The sequence below is a fragment of the Photobacterium sp. MCCC 1A19761 genome, from assembly GCF_037389125.1.
Classification (GTDB): Bacteria; Pseudomonadota; Gammaproteobacteria; order Enterobacterales; family Vibrionaceae; genus Photobacterium.
Window position 1 is genome coordinate 64,515 of record NZ_JAZGTF010000007.1, and the last position, 14,917, is coordinate 79,431.

Sequence of the window (14,917 nt, forward strand, 5' to 3'; positions counted from 1 at the left end):
AAAATTTCACTTGGTGCTCCGCAGATCCCGATGCTCAGGCATCACTGAATTAAATAGGGCTGGGTGATCACTTACTTCAATCAACCGGATTAAATACTGACGTTAAAGAACCGGGCCAGCCAACCCTGCTCCTGAACGTCCTGACGATCGCCGGTACCGGAGTACTGGATCCGGGCATTAGCAATCCGGGTCGAGGCAATAGTATTTTCCTGGCTGATATCATCCGGTCGAATAGTGCCGCTGACCCGGATATATTCATCCCCGGTGTTTAATGTCAGCCATTTCTCGCCACGGACCAACAGATTGCCGTTGGCCAGCACCTCAACCACTTCTACTGAGATTGAGCCCTGGATGCTGTTGCTCTGATCCGCAGAGGAGCTGCCGGCAAAGGTATTGGCGTTGCTCAGGGCGTACGACAAGTCCCGCTCGCCAATCATCAGCGGCTTCCCGCCCAGGACAATCGGATCCATCGACAGATCTGCCGATTTATCCAGATCCGAACTGGCACTTTTCTTAGCCTGCGTTTTTTCTTCCAGCATCACGGTGACGATATCGCCGATCCCGCGCGGTTTGGTGTCGTCATACAGATCCTGGGCCCCGGCGGCATCGAACAGCGAACCGGTTGCCGTAGAATAATGCTCCGGTTTTTCTTGCGGCCGGATACTGGCCCATGCCGGATCACCGGCTTGCGGATCGTCGCGGCGACGCATGCGGTCGATCAGGTCACTGTCCTGCTTGGTGGTACCTTCCACGGCATCAATCGGCGACGTTGCCTGCGCAACATCCGACGTTTGTTCCTGCTCTAATTGAAACTGGGTACAGCCGGAGAGCGCCAGGACCAAGCCCAAAATGAGTTTTTTCATCGCCACATTAACTCCCGGTTAGAGTTGCTGGTTGACGTAACTCAGCATCTGATCCACGGTCGAGATCACTTTCGAGTTCATCTCGTAAACCCGCTGGGCTTCAATCATGTTCACCAGCTCCTCGGTGACGTTCACGTTCGACGTCTCCAGCATGGACTGGCGGATTGAACCGAGTCCGTCCAGACCCGGAACTCCTTCCTGGGCATCCCCGCTGGCACCAGTCGGCAAAAACATGTTCTGACCAATCGGCTCCAGGCCGCCCGGGTTAATGAAGTCAACCGTGGTGATCTGACCCAGTACCTGGTTTTCCTGCTGGCCCCGGATCCGCGCCGATACTTCACCGTCGGTCCCAATGGTGATCCCAACCGCATCTTCCGGCACCACAATCTCCGGTTGCAGCACATAGCCAGAACCACTGGTCACCAGCTGACCTTCGCCATTGATGGTGAACTGACCATTGCGGGTATACCCCATGTTGCCGTCCGGCAGCAGGATCTGGAAGAAGCCGTCCCCTTCGATCATCATGTCCATCGCGTTGTTGGTGGTTTGGGTATTGCCTTGCGTATGGACTTTCTGGGTCGCGACCACTTTCGAGCCGGCCCCCAGCATCAAGCCGGATGGCAGTTGCGTATCCTGCGTCGACTGGCCGCCCGGCTGGTTAATATTTTGATAGAACAGATCTTCAAACACCGCACGGCTTTTCTTAAAGCCCACGGTCGAGGCGTTCGCCAGGTTGTTCGAAATAGTTGAAATATTGGTTTGCTGCGCGTCAAGACCTGTTTTACTGACCCATAGTGCCGGATGCATATTGAATTCCTCTTATCGGTTTAGCCTAAACGCAGCAGTGACGAAGATGCCGCATCCATTTCTTCTGCTGTTTTCATGAGTTTGACCTGCATTTCAAAATGGCGTTGCAGGTCGATCATGCTGGTCATTTCACCCACCGCATTGACATTGCTGCCTTCCAGCGCTCCCTTCAGCAGTGTGACGCCGGCATCTGCGTCAAACACTTGATTCGGGGTTTTGGATTTGAACAGGCCATTGGCGTCTTTACGAAGGTCAGCATGATCCGGGCGAACCAGTTTCAGGCGATCGATCACTTCCATCGCTTCCGGTGGCGCCCCCTGCGGCAGCACGGAAATGGTTCCGTCCTTACCGACTTCAATTTTGCTGATTGGGAGTGGAATAAAAATCGGGCCGCCGCTTTCACCCATCATCAGGTGACCGCTGCTGTTTTGCAGCATCCCGGTCTGATCGATCTTGAGATGACCGGCGCGGGTGTAGGCTTCCTGGCCAGTCGGGTCCAGCACCGTCAACCAACCGTCACCTTCAACGGCAACGTCAAGATCCCGACCTGTGGTCATGACCGAGCCTTGTGACATGTCCTGCCCCGGACGCTCCGTCATCGAGAAAACCCGGGTCGGCAACCCTTCACCGTAAGCCTGCATACTGCGCGCCTGCGCCAAATCGGCGCGAAAACCCGTGGTTCGCACGTTGGCCAGGTTGTTGGCATGCAACTGCAACCCATACATGTCTTGCTTGGCGCCACTCATGGCCAAATACAGTGAACGATCCATTATTGCCTCTCCAATCACAATCTAGACAAAATTAAGCAATAACTATGCCACCAAAGATAGCAACTATAAATCAGGAAGTTAGCCAACTCTGCAAACGCAGGCAGCCAGAGAGAGACAATTTTATGGCAGGTCCGGACAACCATTGCCGCTTTTTTAACGCGAAGGCAAAGCAGCGGCAATGGCCGGTTCAGGTGACGCGAGGGGCGCCGCCTGAAGCCCGGATGGATGGGATTAGCGGATTTGCAGAATGGTCTGCTGCAGCTGGTTATCCACCTCCAGGGCACGCGAGTTGGCCTGGAAGTTCCGCTGCGCGGTGATCAGATCCACCAGCTCCTGGGTCATATCGATGTTGGACTGCTCCAGAGTTCCGCTCTTCACGGCGCCAAAGGCCCCCTGGCTGGCTTCACCCCAGATGGCTGCGCCGGAATCCTGGCTCGCTACCCACTGGGTGCCGCCCTTGGAGACCAGCCCCTGCTCGTTCGGGACCCGCACCATCCCCACACGACCCAAGGTCACGTTTTCGCCATTACTATAGGTGCCGACAATCGAGCCTTTGGCATCAATATCAACCCGGGCTAAATAACCGGTTGTTGCCCCATCTTCGTTAAAGCGACGGATTTCAAACGGTGCCGCATATTGAGTTGGTTCAGCGAAATTAATGTTCAGCAGTTGATCAACATTGGCTCCATTCATCTCGACACCCGCACCACCTTCTGCCACAGGCTTGCCTAGAGCTTGAGTGGTAATACGATTACCGTTATTGACTGACTTAACCGAACCATCGTTATTAAACTCAACAAAGTGACCGACATGTCCGTTAGCTCGTGGACCATTTGCATCTCCCGAGGCAACTTCGCCGTCACCTTCCGGTGTCAAATTGATACTAACCGGCTTTTCCCCACTGGCATCGGTCACGGTATAGTAAACCGCCCAGCGATTTTCAGCATCTTGTGCTGGTGGAACTGGATTGCCATTCTCGTCCACCGTTGGTTCGGCTGTATTACCACCATTGTCTTTCACGTAGTAGGTCGTCATTTTATAGGGTTGACCCAGGGAATCATACATGGTCAACGACGACGACTTGTTATAGGTACTGGCATCATTAAAATCAAACTGAGACGGATCTTTAGCTGGAGCTGAGGCCGGTAAGTTGACACCAATCTCGATATTTTGCGACTCGCGCGGCTGACCGAACTGGTCCGGCACCTTGAGCGACTGCGCTTCATATGAGATGACCTGATCGGTTTCCTGATCCACCTGATAACCCAGCAGGTACTGGCCCTCAGAGTTGACAATGTTATTGTCTTTATCGAGGTGAAACGCGCCGTTTCGGGTCAGGCTGTTATTTTGCGGCTGCAACTTATCATCCGCAACCGCGAAGAAACCGCTGCCGGAGATCCGCAAATCCATCGGGTTATTGGTATAGATACTCGACCCTTCGTGGAACTGCTGAGCCACCACAGAAGTTTGTACCCCGCCCCCGGTGGTGGTTTTGGCATTCGAAAAGATCGAGCTTGAATACACATCACCGAACTCGGCACGGGACTCTTTAAAACCGTAGGTATTGGAGTTGGCAATGTTGTTACTGGTGGTATTGAGGTCTTTCTGCGAAGCCCCGATACCGCTGAGCGAAATATTAAATCCCATGTGTTACATCTCCTAAAACCGGTTAAACCTTGCCGACTTCCAGAACTTCAGACAGTTTGAATGGCGAATCATAGCCCGCCAGATTCAGCATGACATTCCCGTCGCCATTCCCCAGCAACACGCTGTTGACGTTGGCATACGTGGAGACGTCAAACTCACGGTTTTCGCCATCGACTAACCCGGCGACCTTGAGCTGGTAGCGACCCTCCGGCAATAGATTGCCGTTGTCGTCCTTACCGTCCCACTCTATCCGGTGTTCCCCCGGCGGTTTGGCGCCCATATCCAGGGTTTTAATCAATTGGCCCTGCTCATTTTCAATGCGCAGCATCATGTTGTTCAGTGCTTGCGGCAGTTTCACCATCCCGGCCACTGAACCCTCGGCCGTTTTCACTCCGGTAGCACTCGGGACCAAGACATCCCGACCGACCAGAGAAGAGGCCTGCAACGCCTGATTCGAGGTCATGGCAGAGTTCAGACTGCCAAACTGCTCGTTCATTTGGTTGATGCCGTCCACGGTGGCAAAAGAAGCCATCTGGGCAATCATCTGATCGTTCCCGACAGGTTTGAACGGATCCTGCTGGGCAAGCTGCTTGGTCAGCAATGAGAGAAAGTCTTCCTGCTTCAGCTCATTCTGGCCGGTGACTTTTTGCTCTTCCTGCAGCTTTTTCTCTTGCATCCCCTTGAGTTGATCAAGGTAGGACAAATTGCTTTGACCTGCGCCGTTAATACCGGTCATAACAGTCACTCCTTACCCTTATTTACCCATCTGCAATGTTTGCATCAGCATCTGCTTGCTGGCATCAGCAACCTGCACATTGCTTTGATAGGAACGAGAAGCTGAAATCATGTTGGCCATTTCTTCCATCACATTCACATTCGGCTTATAGATATACCCTTCCGCGTTGGCCAGCGGGTGCTCCGGGTTATATTCGGCTCGCAGCGGCTTTTCACTTTCCACAATGCCTTTCACCTGTACCGGCACGCTCTCTTCACGGTTATAGCGGGCACTTTCCAGCGCAGCGGCAAACACCGGATGGCGGGCGCGGTAAGTTTCTTCCGCCGAGCTACTCACACTGTTGGCATTGGCCAGGTTGCTTGAAGTGGTGTTCAGGCGAACCGACTCCGCACTCATGGCAGAACCCGTGACATTAAAAACGTTAAACAAGCTCATGATTATTCTCCTTTTAATGCCTTGCTCAGGTTCTTGAATTTAGAGCCCAGAAAGTCAAGTGACGCCTGATACTCCAGTGCGTTTTGCATGAAGAGGTTTTGTTCCAGCTGCGCATCCACCGTGTTGCCGTCACCGGTATCCGGCTGGGTCGGCACCCGATACTTTTGCTCACCCATCACCATCGTAGAGGCAGAGATATGCCGTTCATTGGTCCGGCTAAGGCCAATGTTTGCCTCTGAGGTTGCCGCATTCAGCGCACGCTGAAAGTCGATATCTTTTGCTTTGTATCCCGGCGTGTTGGCATTGGCGATATTACTCGCCAGGGTTTCCGCACGTTTACCACGTACGCCAACTGTATGCTGATGAATACCTAATGCTTTATCGAATGAGATGGACATTGCAGCCTCCAAAAATCGTTAACGATATAAAGCAAAGGCTGTGCCAATTTTATCAATAAGCGATGTCAATAAGAAAAAGGAGGTGGCGGTTAGCGCCAGAGGAGAAGGCTGAGCCTGAATTGCAACAGGCTCAGCGTAATGGGGATTACTTCAGCTTGTAGATAATGCCCGGGTTACAGCGGATCATCTCAAACTTATCGGTCAAACCGGTCAGCGACTCCGAGGCACCCAGCAGCAGATAGCCGCCGGGATTGAGGCTGGCAGCCATTTGATTGAGTACCTTGGCCTTCATTTCCGGTGAAAAGTAAATCAGGACATTACGGCAAAAAATGACATCGAACTTCCCCAGCAGCGCGTAACTGTCTTTGAGGTTCTGCGGGCGAAAACTCACCATGCGTTTGACTTTGTCATTGACCTTCATTCGTCCGTCGCCGTTGTTTTCAAAAAACGTCCGGCGACGTTCCGGTGACAAACCGCGACTCAGGGCCAAGTTGTCGTAGACCCCGGCGCGACAGGTATCCAGCATTGTCTGAGAAATGTCCGTAGCGGTGATCTGTACCCCACCGCCCAACATCCCCGGCCGTCGGTTCTGAGTCTCCAGTACCGTCATGGCAATGGAATACGGCTCCTGACCGGAAGAGCTGGCCGATGACCAGATCTTAATCGGACGCTTGTTTGCCGCCAGCTCCGGCAAAATTTTGTCTGCCAGCACCGTAAACGGATAGGTATCACGAAACCACAGCGTTTCGTTGGTTGTCATCGCATCGACCGCTGCGACCCGTAACTCCCGGTTACGGCCACTGATCACCAGTTGCAGTAACTCAGAAAGAGATGATAGCGAAAATCGGCTGACCAACGGACTTAACCGGCTCCGGACCAAATACTGCTTGCTATCGCCTAGTACTATGCCGCATTGCGCTTCTAAAAAACGGCAAAAGTCACGGTATTCCTGGTCTTTTATTGTTATAGCTGTCATCTACTACTCTTATTCCGATTATTGCGGCATGGCGGCTTTCACCGCCGCACCCAGTTCATCCGGGTTAAATTTAGGAATGAACGCATTGGCGCCGACTCGCTCAACCATCGCCTGATTAAACACCCCACTCAGGGAGGTATGAAGGATAACATGTAAATCCTTCAACTTGGCATCATTGCGGATCTCGGCCGTCAGGGTATACCCATCCATTTCGGGCATTTCAATATCGGAAATCACCAGGGCCAGCTGCTCGTAAATGCTCTGCTCCGAAGCCATCTGCCGCAGCTTCTCAATCGCTTCTTTACCGTCTTTAACCAACACGCACTCACAACCGATCGCTTCAATTGCCCGCTGTACCTGCTTGCGCGCAACACTGGAGTCATCCGCGACCAGTACACGACGCACGGTCGGCGAAGCTTCGACCAACTCTTCCAGCACAGTGCCGCTGATATCAGTACTAACCGGCGAAATCTCATCAAGGATCTTTTCCACATCGAGAATTTCGACCAGCTCGTTATCAATTTCAGTCACCGCGGTCAGGTAGTTCTCTTTGCCGGCCCCTTTCGGCGGCGGCAGGATTGATTCCCAGTTCATGTTAATGATGCGCTCAACCGACGACACCAGGAAGCCCTGCACCGAGCGGTTAAACTCGGAGATGATCACAAAGCAGTTGTCCAAATCGTCAATCGGGCGGCCACCAGTTGCCAGGCTCATGTCAATCACCGAGATCGTCTGACCACGAATGTGAGCGATCCCTTTGACCAACGGGTGCAGGTTAGGCATAGTGGTCAGTTTCGGGCACTGTAGCACCTCTTTGACTTTAAATACGTTTATTCCGTAGCGCTGGCGTCTCTTGAGCCGAAAGGTGAGTAGCTCCAAACGGTTTTGCCCAACAAGCTGGGTGCGCTGATTCACTGAATCCAGTATCCCCGACATAAGGTGACTCCATGTTATTCGTGTTTTCTGACGATGCGTGTTTGATGAGCATTCTCACCGCAAATTTCATAAGATCAGCTCGAGGCTAATTGTAGCCCCTTCGACTTTGCATTAAAGAGTAAAAACCGTGACCCAAAGAACACATTTCACACTCTTGTCTTTGCTTTTCGGCCTTATGGCCATTTTCTTTAGCCCTTTTGTGTCAGCTGAAACCCAAAATCCGCTCGATATCATCCAGCATACCGCTGAAGAATACGTAAAGACAATTGTTGATAAGCCGACAAAGGGTCAACTGACGGTTAAAGCGGCCAATTTGGACTCACGATTAAAACTAGGCCACTGTACGGCCCCGCTGGATGTATCCGTTCCGGGGAAGCAGTCTCTGAGCGGCAATATTACCGTCCTGGTCCGATGTCCAACCGATGGTTGGCAGGTTTACGTCCCCGTTCAGACGCAACTCTTATTACCACGGGTCGTCGCGATCAAGCCACTGGCACGCGGTGCCGTCCTGACCAACGCGGATCTCGACGTTCAGCTGGTTGAGGCCCGCTTTCAACGCGGGGTGCTATTCGATGCTCCGGAACAAATTATTGGCTCTAAGGTTAAGCGCAATGTTAATATTGGCGAAGCGATTGAAGGCAACGATATTTGTCTGGTATGCCGCAACGATGCCGTTCTGATCAAAGCCGGCCACAGCGGGTTCAATGTGATCACCAAAGGCATCGCCCTGTCCGACGGCTCCCTCGGTGAGCAAGTCCGGGTCCAGAACAGCAAATCCAAACGCATCGTCGATGGCGTGATCACCGGCGTCGGAGAAGTGACGGTTAGCTTTTAAAAAATGCTAAAGTTATCTCATGGGCTGCCGATGTAGTGGCTGTATCTAGTTTTTTATGCAAAGGCTTTTACTATGGCAAGTATTGATCAGCTTCGCGCTGGCCATCTGATGACCACCACCCGTAGCACTGGCGGTAATACGTCAAATGCGGCGACATCGACTGCGAAAAACCAGCAGTCCCAGGGAATTGGCAGTCCCCAGAAAGACGCCGTTTCGCTCAGCTCACAAGGGAAAGCCGTGGGTCAAATTCACCAACAACTTGCTACCGAACCAAGCTTCGACAGCGCCAAGGTTGCTGCGATTAAAGATGCCATTGCCAATGGCGCTTACAAAGTTGATGCTGAAAAACTGGCATCGAATATGCTTAAATTCGAAGACGAGTTACGCGGCCTGTAAATTGGGCGCGAGTCTATCACGCGGCAGTCTTATCTGAATGGCGAAGCAATCTGTTATGGCACAAAGTATTGAACAACTTCTGGCACTGCAACTGGCAACGCTGGAGTCTCTCAGTCGCCTGCTTGAACAGGAAAAGACTGCGATCGTGACGCGAAAATCGACGGATATTGCCCGCCTTGCCAATGACAAGCTGGCCCTGCTCAATCAGGTTCAGCAGCAGGATCACCTGATAGCCAGTCATGCCCATCGTCAACAACTGACGGAAAACCCTCAGCTGGCGAATCAAGTCAGCCTGATCAAAACCACCGTGGCCCAATGCAAGGAAATCAACGAGGTCAATGGCGAAGCACTGCAACGTGCGCAACTCAGTTTTCACAAGCTCAATAACTTGTTCCAACAAAGCCGCGGTAAACAGCAGATGACCTACAACAGCAGCGGTGTCGCACAAAACGTGCGTTCTTTGGGCACCAACATCAAAGCCTGAGCAGCCTTACTTCCAATCTTTGCCTTTCCCTGAGCCATTTCAGTCAGTCAAGCGAACTTATCTATCCGCCAGATTCCCTGTGCTTCAATAAATTTCCAGATATCACTAAGCAAATGGTGGCAGCAACTTCCATTGTAGCCCAAGCGATCAAGCCGTAGTGTGGGCGCTTATGGCGAGTCATTGTGTTGGTCAGAGCCGAGGGTCATGATGCTGTCATCGCCTTGATGGCGGTCTCATCTGCCGTTAGGCTATTTTCCCGGTTGAGAAAATAGCCTAACGATTAAACAGGCATGTTTTCGAGTGAGGGCGTTAAAAGAGGGTTTCCTGATTGGTCGGGACATGGAACACTTCACCGTGCTCTTTCATCCGATTCATCTTGCTCAGATCCAGTTGCATCTCCGTCACAAAACTATCGCCGACCGGATAACTGCGGATCACTTCCGCGCCGCGGATAATACCGTCCACAGCCCCGTCCGTTCGCTCAATCCCCAGTTGTTGATCTTCCATTCCCGCTCTGGCACTGATCCGCATGCCGTAGACCTGCTCCGTCAATTCACGGTAAGCATCGATTTTTGAGGCCCGCATCGCCCGGACACGTTTCTCTTCCAGCGTGCTGCCACGTTGCTCGCTAATCGAGGCATAGCCTACGGCGGTGATCAGATTCTCATTACGGATTTCCGTTAACGGCTGACATCCCACCAGCAGGGTTACAAGCAGCACAAACCAGTAGCGCATATCAACTCCTAGGGTTTCAGAATCACAGTATTTCGATCGAAGGTCGTTGCATCATTTCGAATAATGACGCCGTTCTGGAGTCGCATTTTATTCAAAGTATCCAGGTCACGTCCAATCCGATCAGCCGGCAGGAACCCCTGAGCCGACGCAATGACGACCCGTGAGCGCATCCCGATAATCCGGGCGTTGATCAGAACGCCAGCGCCCTGGCGCAGCATGGTTCCGGTCAGGACGTAATCAACCGGCTGCTCCCCGACCAAATCACGCCAGTTGCGGCTGATCGCGAAATCACCATCCGGCGTCACTTTGATCGCCCCGGTCGCCTTATAATCAACCACGGTAAAACCGCGTTGCTGCATCTGATACATAAACCCTTCGGTGACCGAATTCCCGAGCCAGTTGGTTTCGTTCATCTCTTGGAGGTCGACAAATGAGGTCACCGCCAGCGGGGTTTTGGCGCTCAGATATTGATTTGACGTCAGCAGTTGCTCAGTCAGCCCTTCAATGAAGAAGTCCATGGTATGACGCGGCGTCTCCTTCAGCAGGAAAGCACTCCCCATATACGGCTCTTTACCGTTATAAATCGGAGAGTATGAGCAAGATACAGTCATCGCTGCCAGTATCAGGACTATCCATTTTTTCATTCTTGCCAGCTCCGGGTGAAAATAGTCTTGTAGCCTGTTATCGTTCAAAGAAAGAAAAACTTTACCAATGAATCTATGATTCTGCTGTCGGGAACGCTCTTTGCATATGATGTCAGAGTGTCAATCATCCGACACGGCAAACTTTCTAACACTAAACAGTGGTAAGCAATTTTCATACCGAACTAGAGATGCAATGAAAAAATTAATCAATTTCCTCACAACGCTTTGCCTGCCCGCCCTCTTTGCTTCGGCGCCGCTGTATGCCGCCTGGCTGGAAGTCACCGGCTCAGCCGTGATGCTGGAAAGTGAACACAATGCCCGGACCAACGCGCTGGAAGATGCGGTCTACCAGGCCATGGCTCACGCCGGGGCTGATATTGCCAGTTTTTCCCATCTCAAACCGTATCTGTCCACGGCACGGGCAGAGTACCAATTCAGCGGTAACGAAGTTCGGCATATCATTGTCCTCAAGTCCGGCCAGCAGAGCGGCAAATATTACCTGACCGCTCGCATCGATATTTATCCGTCGGCAAATACTTGCCACAAAGTACAGTACAAGAAAGGGGTTCTGCTGAGCAACTTTTCGCTGATCTCCCCGCAGCATGCGGCACTGGGGGGGATTTATCAGCTCGGCAACGACTTTACCGCCTTATTGCAAAGACAGATCACCCGCCATTCGCAAAGCTTTGTTGTCTCCGGTTCCACCCGGGTCGCCGTCAATCCCGGCCTGCCTTCAGCGATGATGATGCTGGCGGAAGATAATGACGCCCAGTACATTATCAGCGGCCAAATTACCGACTTGACCTCAACGCTGGAGCAAAACCGTTTTAGTAATGATCAGGTCAACCGCCAGTTCGCCGCCACGATGGAGATCATGGACGGTAAAACCGGCGAAATGCTGCTGCAAAAGAACTACCGCGAAATTGCACAATGGCCCTTTGACCGTGCCAGCCATGTCGATACCCAAAGCGCCCGGTTCTGGCAATCGCCGTTCGGACAGGCGGTCCAGCGCGTGAGCCGGAACATGATGCTGGACTTGGAAAATGCCCTGTCCTGCCGTACCAGCTTGCCGGAAGTGGTCAATGTCTTCGGGACCAATGTTCAGGTGAACGTCGGCCGGATCCACGGGGTAAGACGGGGCGATCAGCTAGCGCTCTGGCACAGTGCCGGCTTTATTGATCAACAAGGCATTCCGCGTAACCGGATGGTCCAGACCGAGATTACGTTGCAGGTGGAGCGCGTGTACGAAAAATCTGCCGAGCTGACAGTCCTGCAACCGGATCTGGCGAGCAGCATTCAGCCTGGTGATTTACTGACCAAGCAACGACCACGCTAGCAATAAGCGCTTAAAAAATGGCGGATTTTAGGTATAATGGCGACGTCATTGACGGACAAGGCTCCCTTAGCTCAGCCGGATAGAGCGTCCCCCTCCTAAGGGGAAGGCCGCAGGTTCAACTCCTGCAGGGAGCGCCATTCCCCAATCCGCTTTCATCGATACAAACATTTCATGAAGACCGAACAGATAGCGTTTGAGAACTAGAGCGCTATGCCTTCTACCCGCCGCCAACTTAGCTCGATATATGGACACAGCAACTTTGATTGCGGTGCATGCATACTGGAAAACAAAAAAACCCCGCAAATAGCGAGGTTTTTTAACGTTCGTACTATCGTCGTCTCATATCTAAGACAAAGCGATACAAATTTGGTGGAGCTAAGCGGGATCGAACCGCTGACCTCTTGCATGCCATGCAAGCGCTCTCCCAGCTGAGCTATAGCCCCAAATGACGTAGACATACTAAATAGTTAATAAATTCATGTCAATAGATTCACTTCTCCTAGTTTTCCGCATGCCACAGTTTTGTTAACCAGATCAAACTAATGTCATTTTTAAAACTTACTGCATCTTATAAGTACCGATTTACGTACATAAAAATAGGTGCTTATTAAGATTTGAAAAAAATGATCCTGATCTATTATTTTATTGATAAGTGCTGTAAATATTCAATTTAATGTGACTTATACAGTATTTTGAAAGTTTATTGATACAACTTGCAATAATAAGAAGTGGGGACTTCAACAATAAATGGGAGATTGCGTATGAAGAAGTTATTGATTTTTGTCACCGCGGCATTGATATCGACCAGCTTTAACTCAATGGCATATACTCTTGCAGGTACTCCATTGGTTCTAGACCAAGACGCTTTCAGATACTGTGCTGGGTCGCAAAACATCCGAGTCTGTATGGAACGTTATATACTAATCCATAAATCGGATAAAAATTAATTATCAGCATGTCTATCATGAAGTGAAAAAAGCGGAATGGGTTCCCATTCCGCTTATTCTATTATGCGCTAGCTTCGCGTCCGGCAATGTATTCCAACGCCATCTTAATCCGGGCAACAACACGCGCCTTGCCAACCAGCGTCATTACCGCATCAACCGATGGGGATTGACCCTGACCGGTTACGGCAACACGCAGCGGCATCCCGACCTTGCCCATGCCCAGCTCCAGCTCGGTACAGGTGTCTTGGATCACGGTGTGCAGATTCTCCGTTGTCCAGGCTTCCAACGCTTCAACTTTGGCCAACGCCAATTCAAGCGCTTCTTTCGCGACAGGACGTAAGTGTTTCTTCGCCGCACCCGCTTCAAACTCGCTGAAGTCCTGATAGAAGTAACGAGACTGCTCTGCCAGTTCAATCAGGGTGTTGCAACGCTCACCAACCAGCTGAATCACATCCGTCACAGCCGGGCCATTCGCCGTATCAATTTCTTTCTTATCCAGATGCCATTGCAGATATTTCGCGACATACTCAGGATCAGATGATTTGATATAGTGGTTGTTCAACCACAGCAGCTTATCGGTGTTAAAGGCTGAAGCTGACTTGCTGATCGAATCCAGGCTGAACAGCTTGATCATCTCTTCCAGCGAGAAAATTTCTTGATCGCCATGAGACCAACCCAGACGAACCAGATAGTTCAGCAGCGCGTGCGGCAGATAACCTTCATCGCGATACTGCATCACGCTGACTGCGCCGTGACGTTTGGACAGCTTGGTGCCATCATCGCCCAGGATCATCGCACAGTGGGCAAACTCAGGTACCGGTGCACCCAGGGCGTGATAGATATTAATCTGGCGCGGCGTATTGTTGATATGGTCTTCCCCACGGACAACCTGGGTGATCCCCATATCCCAATCATCAACCACCACACAGAAGTTATAAGTTGGGCTGCCATCGGTCCGGCGAATGATCAGATCATCCAGCTCGCTGTTGGCAATTTCAATCCGACCACGTATGTGATCGTTGAAGACCACGGTCCCCTCCTTCGGGTTACGGAAGCGGATCACACATGGGCTGTCTTCAGTCGCCGCGTCGTTCGCCGCGATCACTTTCGGATGATTAGCATCGTAGCGCGGCTTCACGCCCGCAGCCATTTGCTCTTCACGGATTTCATCCAGCAGCTCTTTCGGGCAGTAGCACTTGTACGCCTTATCTTCCGTCAGCAGTTGGTCAATCAACTGATTGTAACGGTCAAAACGCTTGGTCTGATAGTAAGGACCCTCATCCCAAGTCAGGCCAAGCCACTCCATCCCTTCCAAAATGGCGTCAATCGCTTCCTGAGTCGAACGCTCGAGATCCGTGTCTTCGATCCGCAGGACGAATTCACCGCCCATATGTTTCGCAAATAGCCAAGAGTACAGCGCAGTACGAGCACCACCAACATGTAAAAAGCCTGTCGGGCTCGGTGCGAAGCGAGTTTTCACCGTCATCTGAAATACCTAAATGAAAGAAGATGCATCTGGCAGCAAAATTACTGCCTTACTAAAGATGGCAGCTATTCTAGCACCAAGAACCAATTGTACAAAAGTAGCAGTGTTGAACACATACGCAAGCAGACTTAGGTAAACCTTCAGCAAGGCTCACCCCCGGTGAGATTGACGCCATACGTACTCGCTATTCTCCGTGTTGAAAACACGGAGAAAACCAAAAATCACTCGAATATTCAATAAGTTGAAGGTTTTTAGTCAAACAACAACCTGCGCCCTGTAATGGTATCGCTGAAACAAATGCACATCGTTCAAGGTATGCCCCGCCAGAATCTCGGTTGGCGTTCAAGCATGATTCAGGAGGATAATAAAACAGATGCTCCCCTCCTGATCTGAGCTCAAAAATGCGCAGACACAAATGTGCTTCTCTCACCTAAAGGCTCGGTTAACAACCCGCCATTTCTGAATACTAATTCAATATTTATTAGT

The 14,917-nt window shown here is 51.4% G+C and carries 16 protein-coding genes and 2 tRNA genes; 5 read left to right on the top strand and 13 right to left on the bottom strand.

Annotation, left to right across the window (positions count from 1 at the left end; translation table 11 throughout):
* Positions 1-89: 89 nt before the first annotated feature.
* The 9 genes from flgH to VV869_RS09480 all read right to left on the bottom strand — a co-directional run bounded on the left by flgH (position 90) and on the right by VV869_RS09480 (position 7,568).
* The gene (flgH, locus tag VV869_RS09440; RefSeq protein WP_337734706.1) at positions 90-863 is read right to left on the bottom strand and encodes a flagellar basal body L-ring protein FlgH; all 774 of its coding nucleotides are present in this window, start codon (positions 861-863) and stop codon (positions 90-92) included.
* Positions 864-881: 18 nt separating this feature from the next.
* On the bottom strand, positions 882-1,670 hold the full coding sequence (gene flgG, locus VV869_RS09445; protein WP_337734707.1) for a flagellar basal-body rod protein FlgG: 789 nt from the start codon (positions 1,668-1,670) through the stop codon (positions 882-884).
* A gap of 20 nt (positions 1,671-1,690) precedes the next feature.
* Positions 1,691-2,440, bottom strand: coding sequence for a flagellar basal-body rod protein FlgF (flgF, locus tag VV869_RS09450; protein ID WP_337734708.1), 750 nt, complete (start codon positions 2,438-2,440; stop codon positions 1,691-1,693).
* Between the two features lie 231 nt (positions 2,441-2,671).
* Positions 2,672-4,087 carry a flagellar hook protein FlgE gene (flgE, locus tag VV869_RS09455; RefSeq protein ID WP_337734709.1) on the bottom strand — a complete coding sequence of 472 codons (1,416 nt, stop codon included), beginning with the start codon at positions 4,085-4,087 and terminating at the stop codon, positions 2,672-2,674.
* 22 nt (positions 4,088-4,109) lie between these two features.
* Complete coding sequence (gene flgD / locus VV869_RS09460; protein ID WP_337734710.1) at positions 4,110-4,823, bottom strand: flagellar hook assembly protein FlgD; 714 nt, start codon at positions 4,821-4,823, stop codon at positions 4,110-4,112.
* A gap of 18 nt (positions 4,824-4,841) precedes the next feature.
* Positions 4,842-5,258 carry a flagellar basal body rod protein FlgC gene (flgC, locus tag VV869_RS09465; protein ID WP_261600653.1) on the bottom strand — a complete coding sequence of 139 codons (417 nt, stop codon included), beginning with the start codon at positions 5,256-5,258 and terminating at the stop codon, positions 4,842-4,844.
* A 2-nt stretch (positions 5,259-5,260) separates the two neighbouring features.
* The gene (gene flgB / locus VV869_RS09470; RefSeq protein WP_261600654.1) at positions 5,261-5,656 is read right to left on the bottom strand and encodes a flagellar basal body rod protein FlgB; all 396 of its coding nucleotides are present in this window, start codon (positions 5,654-5,656) and stop codon (positions 5,261-5,263) included.
* Between the two features lie 145 nt (positions 5,657-5,801).
* A complete protein-coding gene (locus VV869_RS09475; protein WP_337734711.1) occupies positions 5,802-6,632 on the bottom strand; it encodes a CheR family methyltransferase in 831 nt (276 codons plus the stop codon).
* 18 nt (positions 6,633-6,650) lie between these two features.
* Positions 6,651-7,568 carry a chemotaxis protein CheV gene (locus tag VV869_RS09480; protein WP_337734712.1) on the bottom strand — a complete coding sequence of 306 codons (918 nt, stop codon included), beginning with the start codon at positions 7,566-7,568 and terminating at the stop codon, positions 6,651-6,653.
* 175 nt (positions 7,569-7,743) lie between these two features.
* Between VV869_RS09480 and flgA the strand changes: the two genes are divergently transcribed.
* The 3 genes from flgA (at position 7,744) to VV869_RS09495 (ending at position 9,283) form a co-directional block, all read left to right on the top strand.
* A complete protein-coding gene (gene flgA / locus VV869_RS09485; protein ID WP_337734816.1) occupies positions 7,744-8,403 on the top strand; it encodes a flagellar basal body P-ring formation chaperone FlgA in 660 nt (219 codons plus the stop codon).
* A gap of 72 nt (positions 8,404-8,475) precedes the next feature.
* Entirely contained in the window at positions 8,476-8,799 is a 324-nt protein-coding gene (gene flgM / locus VV869_RS09490) for a flagellar biosynthesis anti-sigma factor FlgM (protein ID WP_337734713.1), read from the top strand.
* Positions 8,800-8,854: 55 nt separating this feature from the next.
* Positions 8,855-9,283 (top strand): flagella synthesis protein FlgN, encoded by a 429-nt coding sequence (locus VV869_RS09495; RefSeq protein WP_337734714.1) that lies wholly within the window; start codon positions 8,855-8,857, stop codon positions 9,281-9,283.
* A gap of 309 nt (positions 9,284-9,592) precedes the next feature.
* Here VV869_RS09495 and VV869_RS09500 read toward each other — a convergent pair whose 3' ends face one another.
* Positions 9,593-10,018, bottom strand: a complete 426-nt coding sequence (locus VV869_RS09500; RefSeq protein WP_337734715.1) for an LPP20 family lipoprotein — start codon at positions 10,016-10,018, stop codon at positions 9,593-9,595.
* Positions 10,019-10,026: 8 nt separating this feature from the next.
* The gene (locus VV869_RS09505; RefSeq protein ID WP_261600661.1) at positions 10,027-10,662 is read right to left on the bottom strand and encodes a FlgO family outer membrane protein; all 636 of its coding nucleotides are present in this window, start codon (positions 10,660-10,662) and stop codon (positions 10,027-10,029) included.
* Positions 10,663-10,855: 193 nt separating this feature from the next.
* Here VV869_RS09505 and VV869_RS09510 point away from each other — a divergent pair, with 193 nt between their 5' ends.
* Positions 10,856-11,998 carry a flagella assembly protein FlgT gene (locus VV869_RS09510; RefSeq protein WP_337734716.1) on the top strand — a complete coding sequence of 381 codons (1,143 nt, stop codon included), beginning with the start codon at positions 10,856-10,858 and terminating at the stop codon, positions 11,996-11,998.
* A gap of 60 nt (positions 11,999-12,058) precedes the next feature.
* Positions 12,059-12,135: transfer RNA gene (locus VV869_RS09515), tRNA-Arg, on the top strand.
* Between the two features lie 230 nt (positions 12,136-12,365).
* Here the strand turns inward: VV869_RS09515 and VV869_RS09520 are convergent.
* Positions 12,366-12,441, bottom strand: a tRNA-Ala gene (locus VV869_RS09520).
* A 565-nt stretch (positions 12,442-13,006) separates the two neighbouring features.
* Positions 13,007-14,431, bottom strand: a complete 1,425-nt coding sequence (gene gltX, locus VV869_RS09525; RefSeq protein WP_337734717.1) for a glutamate--tRNA ligase — start codon at positions 14,429-14,431, stop codon at positions 13,007-13,009.
* Between the last annotated feature and the right edge of the window lie 486 nt (positions 14,432-14,917).

Coding starts and splice junctions, on each gene's coding strand:
- flgH (WP_337734706.1), bottom strand. CDS start 863: ATGAAAAAACTCATTTTGGGCTTGGTCCTGGCGCTCTCCGGCTGTACC.
- flgG (WP_337734707.1), bottom strand. CDS start 1,670: ATGCATCCGGCACTATGGGTCAGTAAAACAGGTCTTGACGCGCAGCAA.
- flgF (WP_337734708.1), bottom strand. CDS start 2,440: ATGGATCGTTCACTGTATTTGGCCATGAGTGGCGCCAAGCAAGACATG.
- flgE (WP_337734709.1), bottom strand. CDS start 4,087: ATGGGATTTAATATTTCGCTCAGCGGTATCGGGGCTTCGCAGAAAGAC.
- flgD (WP_337734710.1), bottom strand. CDS start 4,823: ATGACCGGTATTAACGGCGCAGGTCAAAGCAATTTGTCCTACCTTGAT.
- flgC (WP_261600653.1), bottom strand. CDS start 5,258: ATGAGCTTGTTTAACGTTTTTAATGTCACGGGTTCTGCCATGAGTGCG.
- flgB (WP_261600654.1), bottom strand. CDS start 5,656: ATGTCCATCTCATTCGATAAAGCATTAGGTATTCATCAGCATACAGTT.
- VV869_RS09475 (WP_337734711.1), bottom strand. CDS start 6,632: ATGACAGCTATAACAATAAAAGACCAGGAATACCGTGACTTTTGCCGT.
- VV869_RS09480 (WP_337734712.1), bottom strand. CDS start 7,568: ATGTCGGGGATACTGGATTCAGTGAATCAGCGCACCCAGCTTGTTGGG.
- flgA (WP_337734816.1), top strand. CDS start 7,744: ATGGCCATTTTCTTTAGCCCTTTTGTGTCAGCTGAAACCCAAAATCCG.
- flgM (WP_337734713.1), top strand. CDS start 8,476: ATGGCAAGTATTGATCAGCTTCGCGCTGGCCATCTGATGACCACCACC.
- VV869_RS09495 (WP_337734714.1), top strand. CDS start 8,855: ATGGCACAAAGTATTGAACAACTTCTGGCACTGCAACTGGCAACGCTG.
- VV869_RS09500 (WP_337734715.1), bottom strand. CDS start 10,018: ATGCGCTACTGGTTTGTGCTGCTTGTAACCCTGCTGGTGGGATGTCAG.
- VV869_RS09505 (WP_261600661.1), bottom strand. CDS start 10,662: ATGAAAAAATGGATAGTCCTGATACTGGCAGCGATGACTGTATCTTGC.
- VV869_RS09510 (WP_337734716.1), top strand. CDS start 10,856: ATGAAAAAATTAATCAATTTCCTCACAACGCTTTGCCTGCCCGCCCTC.
- gltX (WP_337734717.1), bottom strand. CDS start 14,431: ATGACGGTGAAAACTCGCTTCGCACCGAGCCCGACAGGCTTTTTACAT.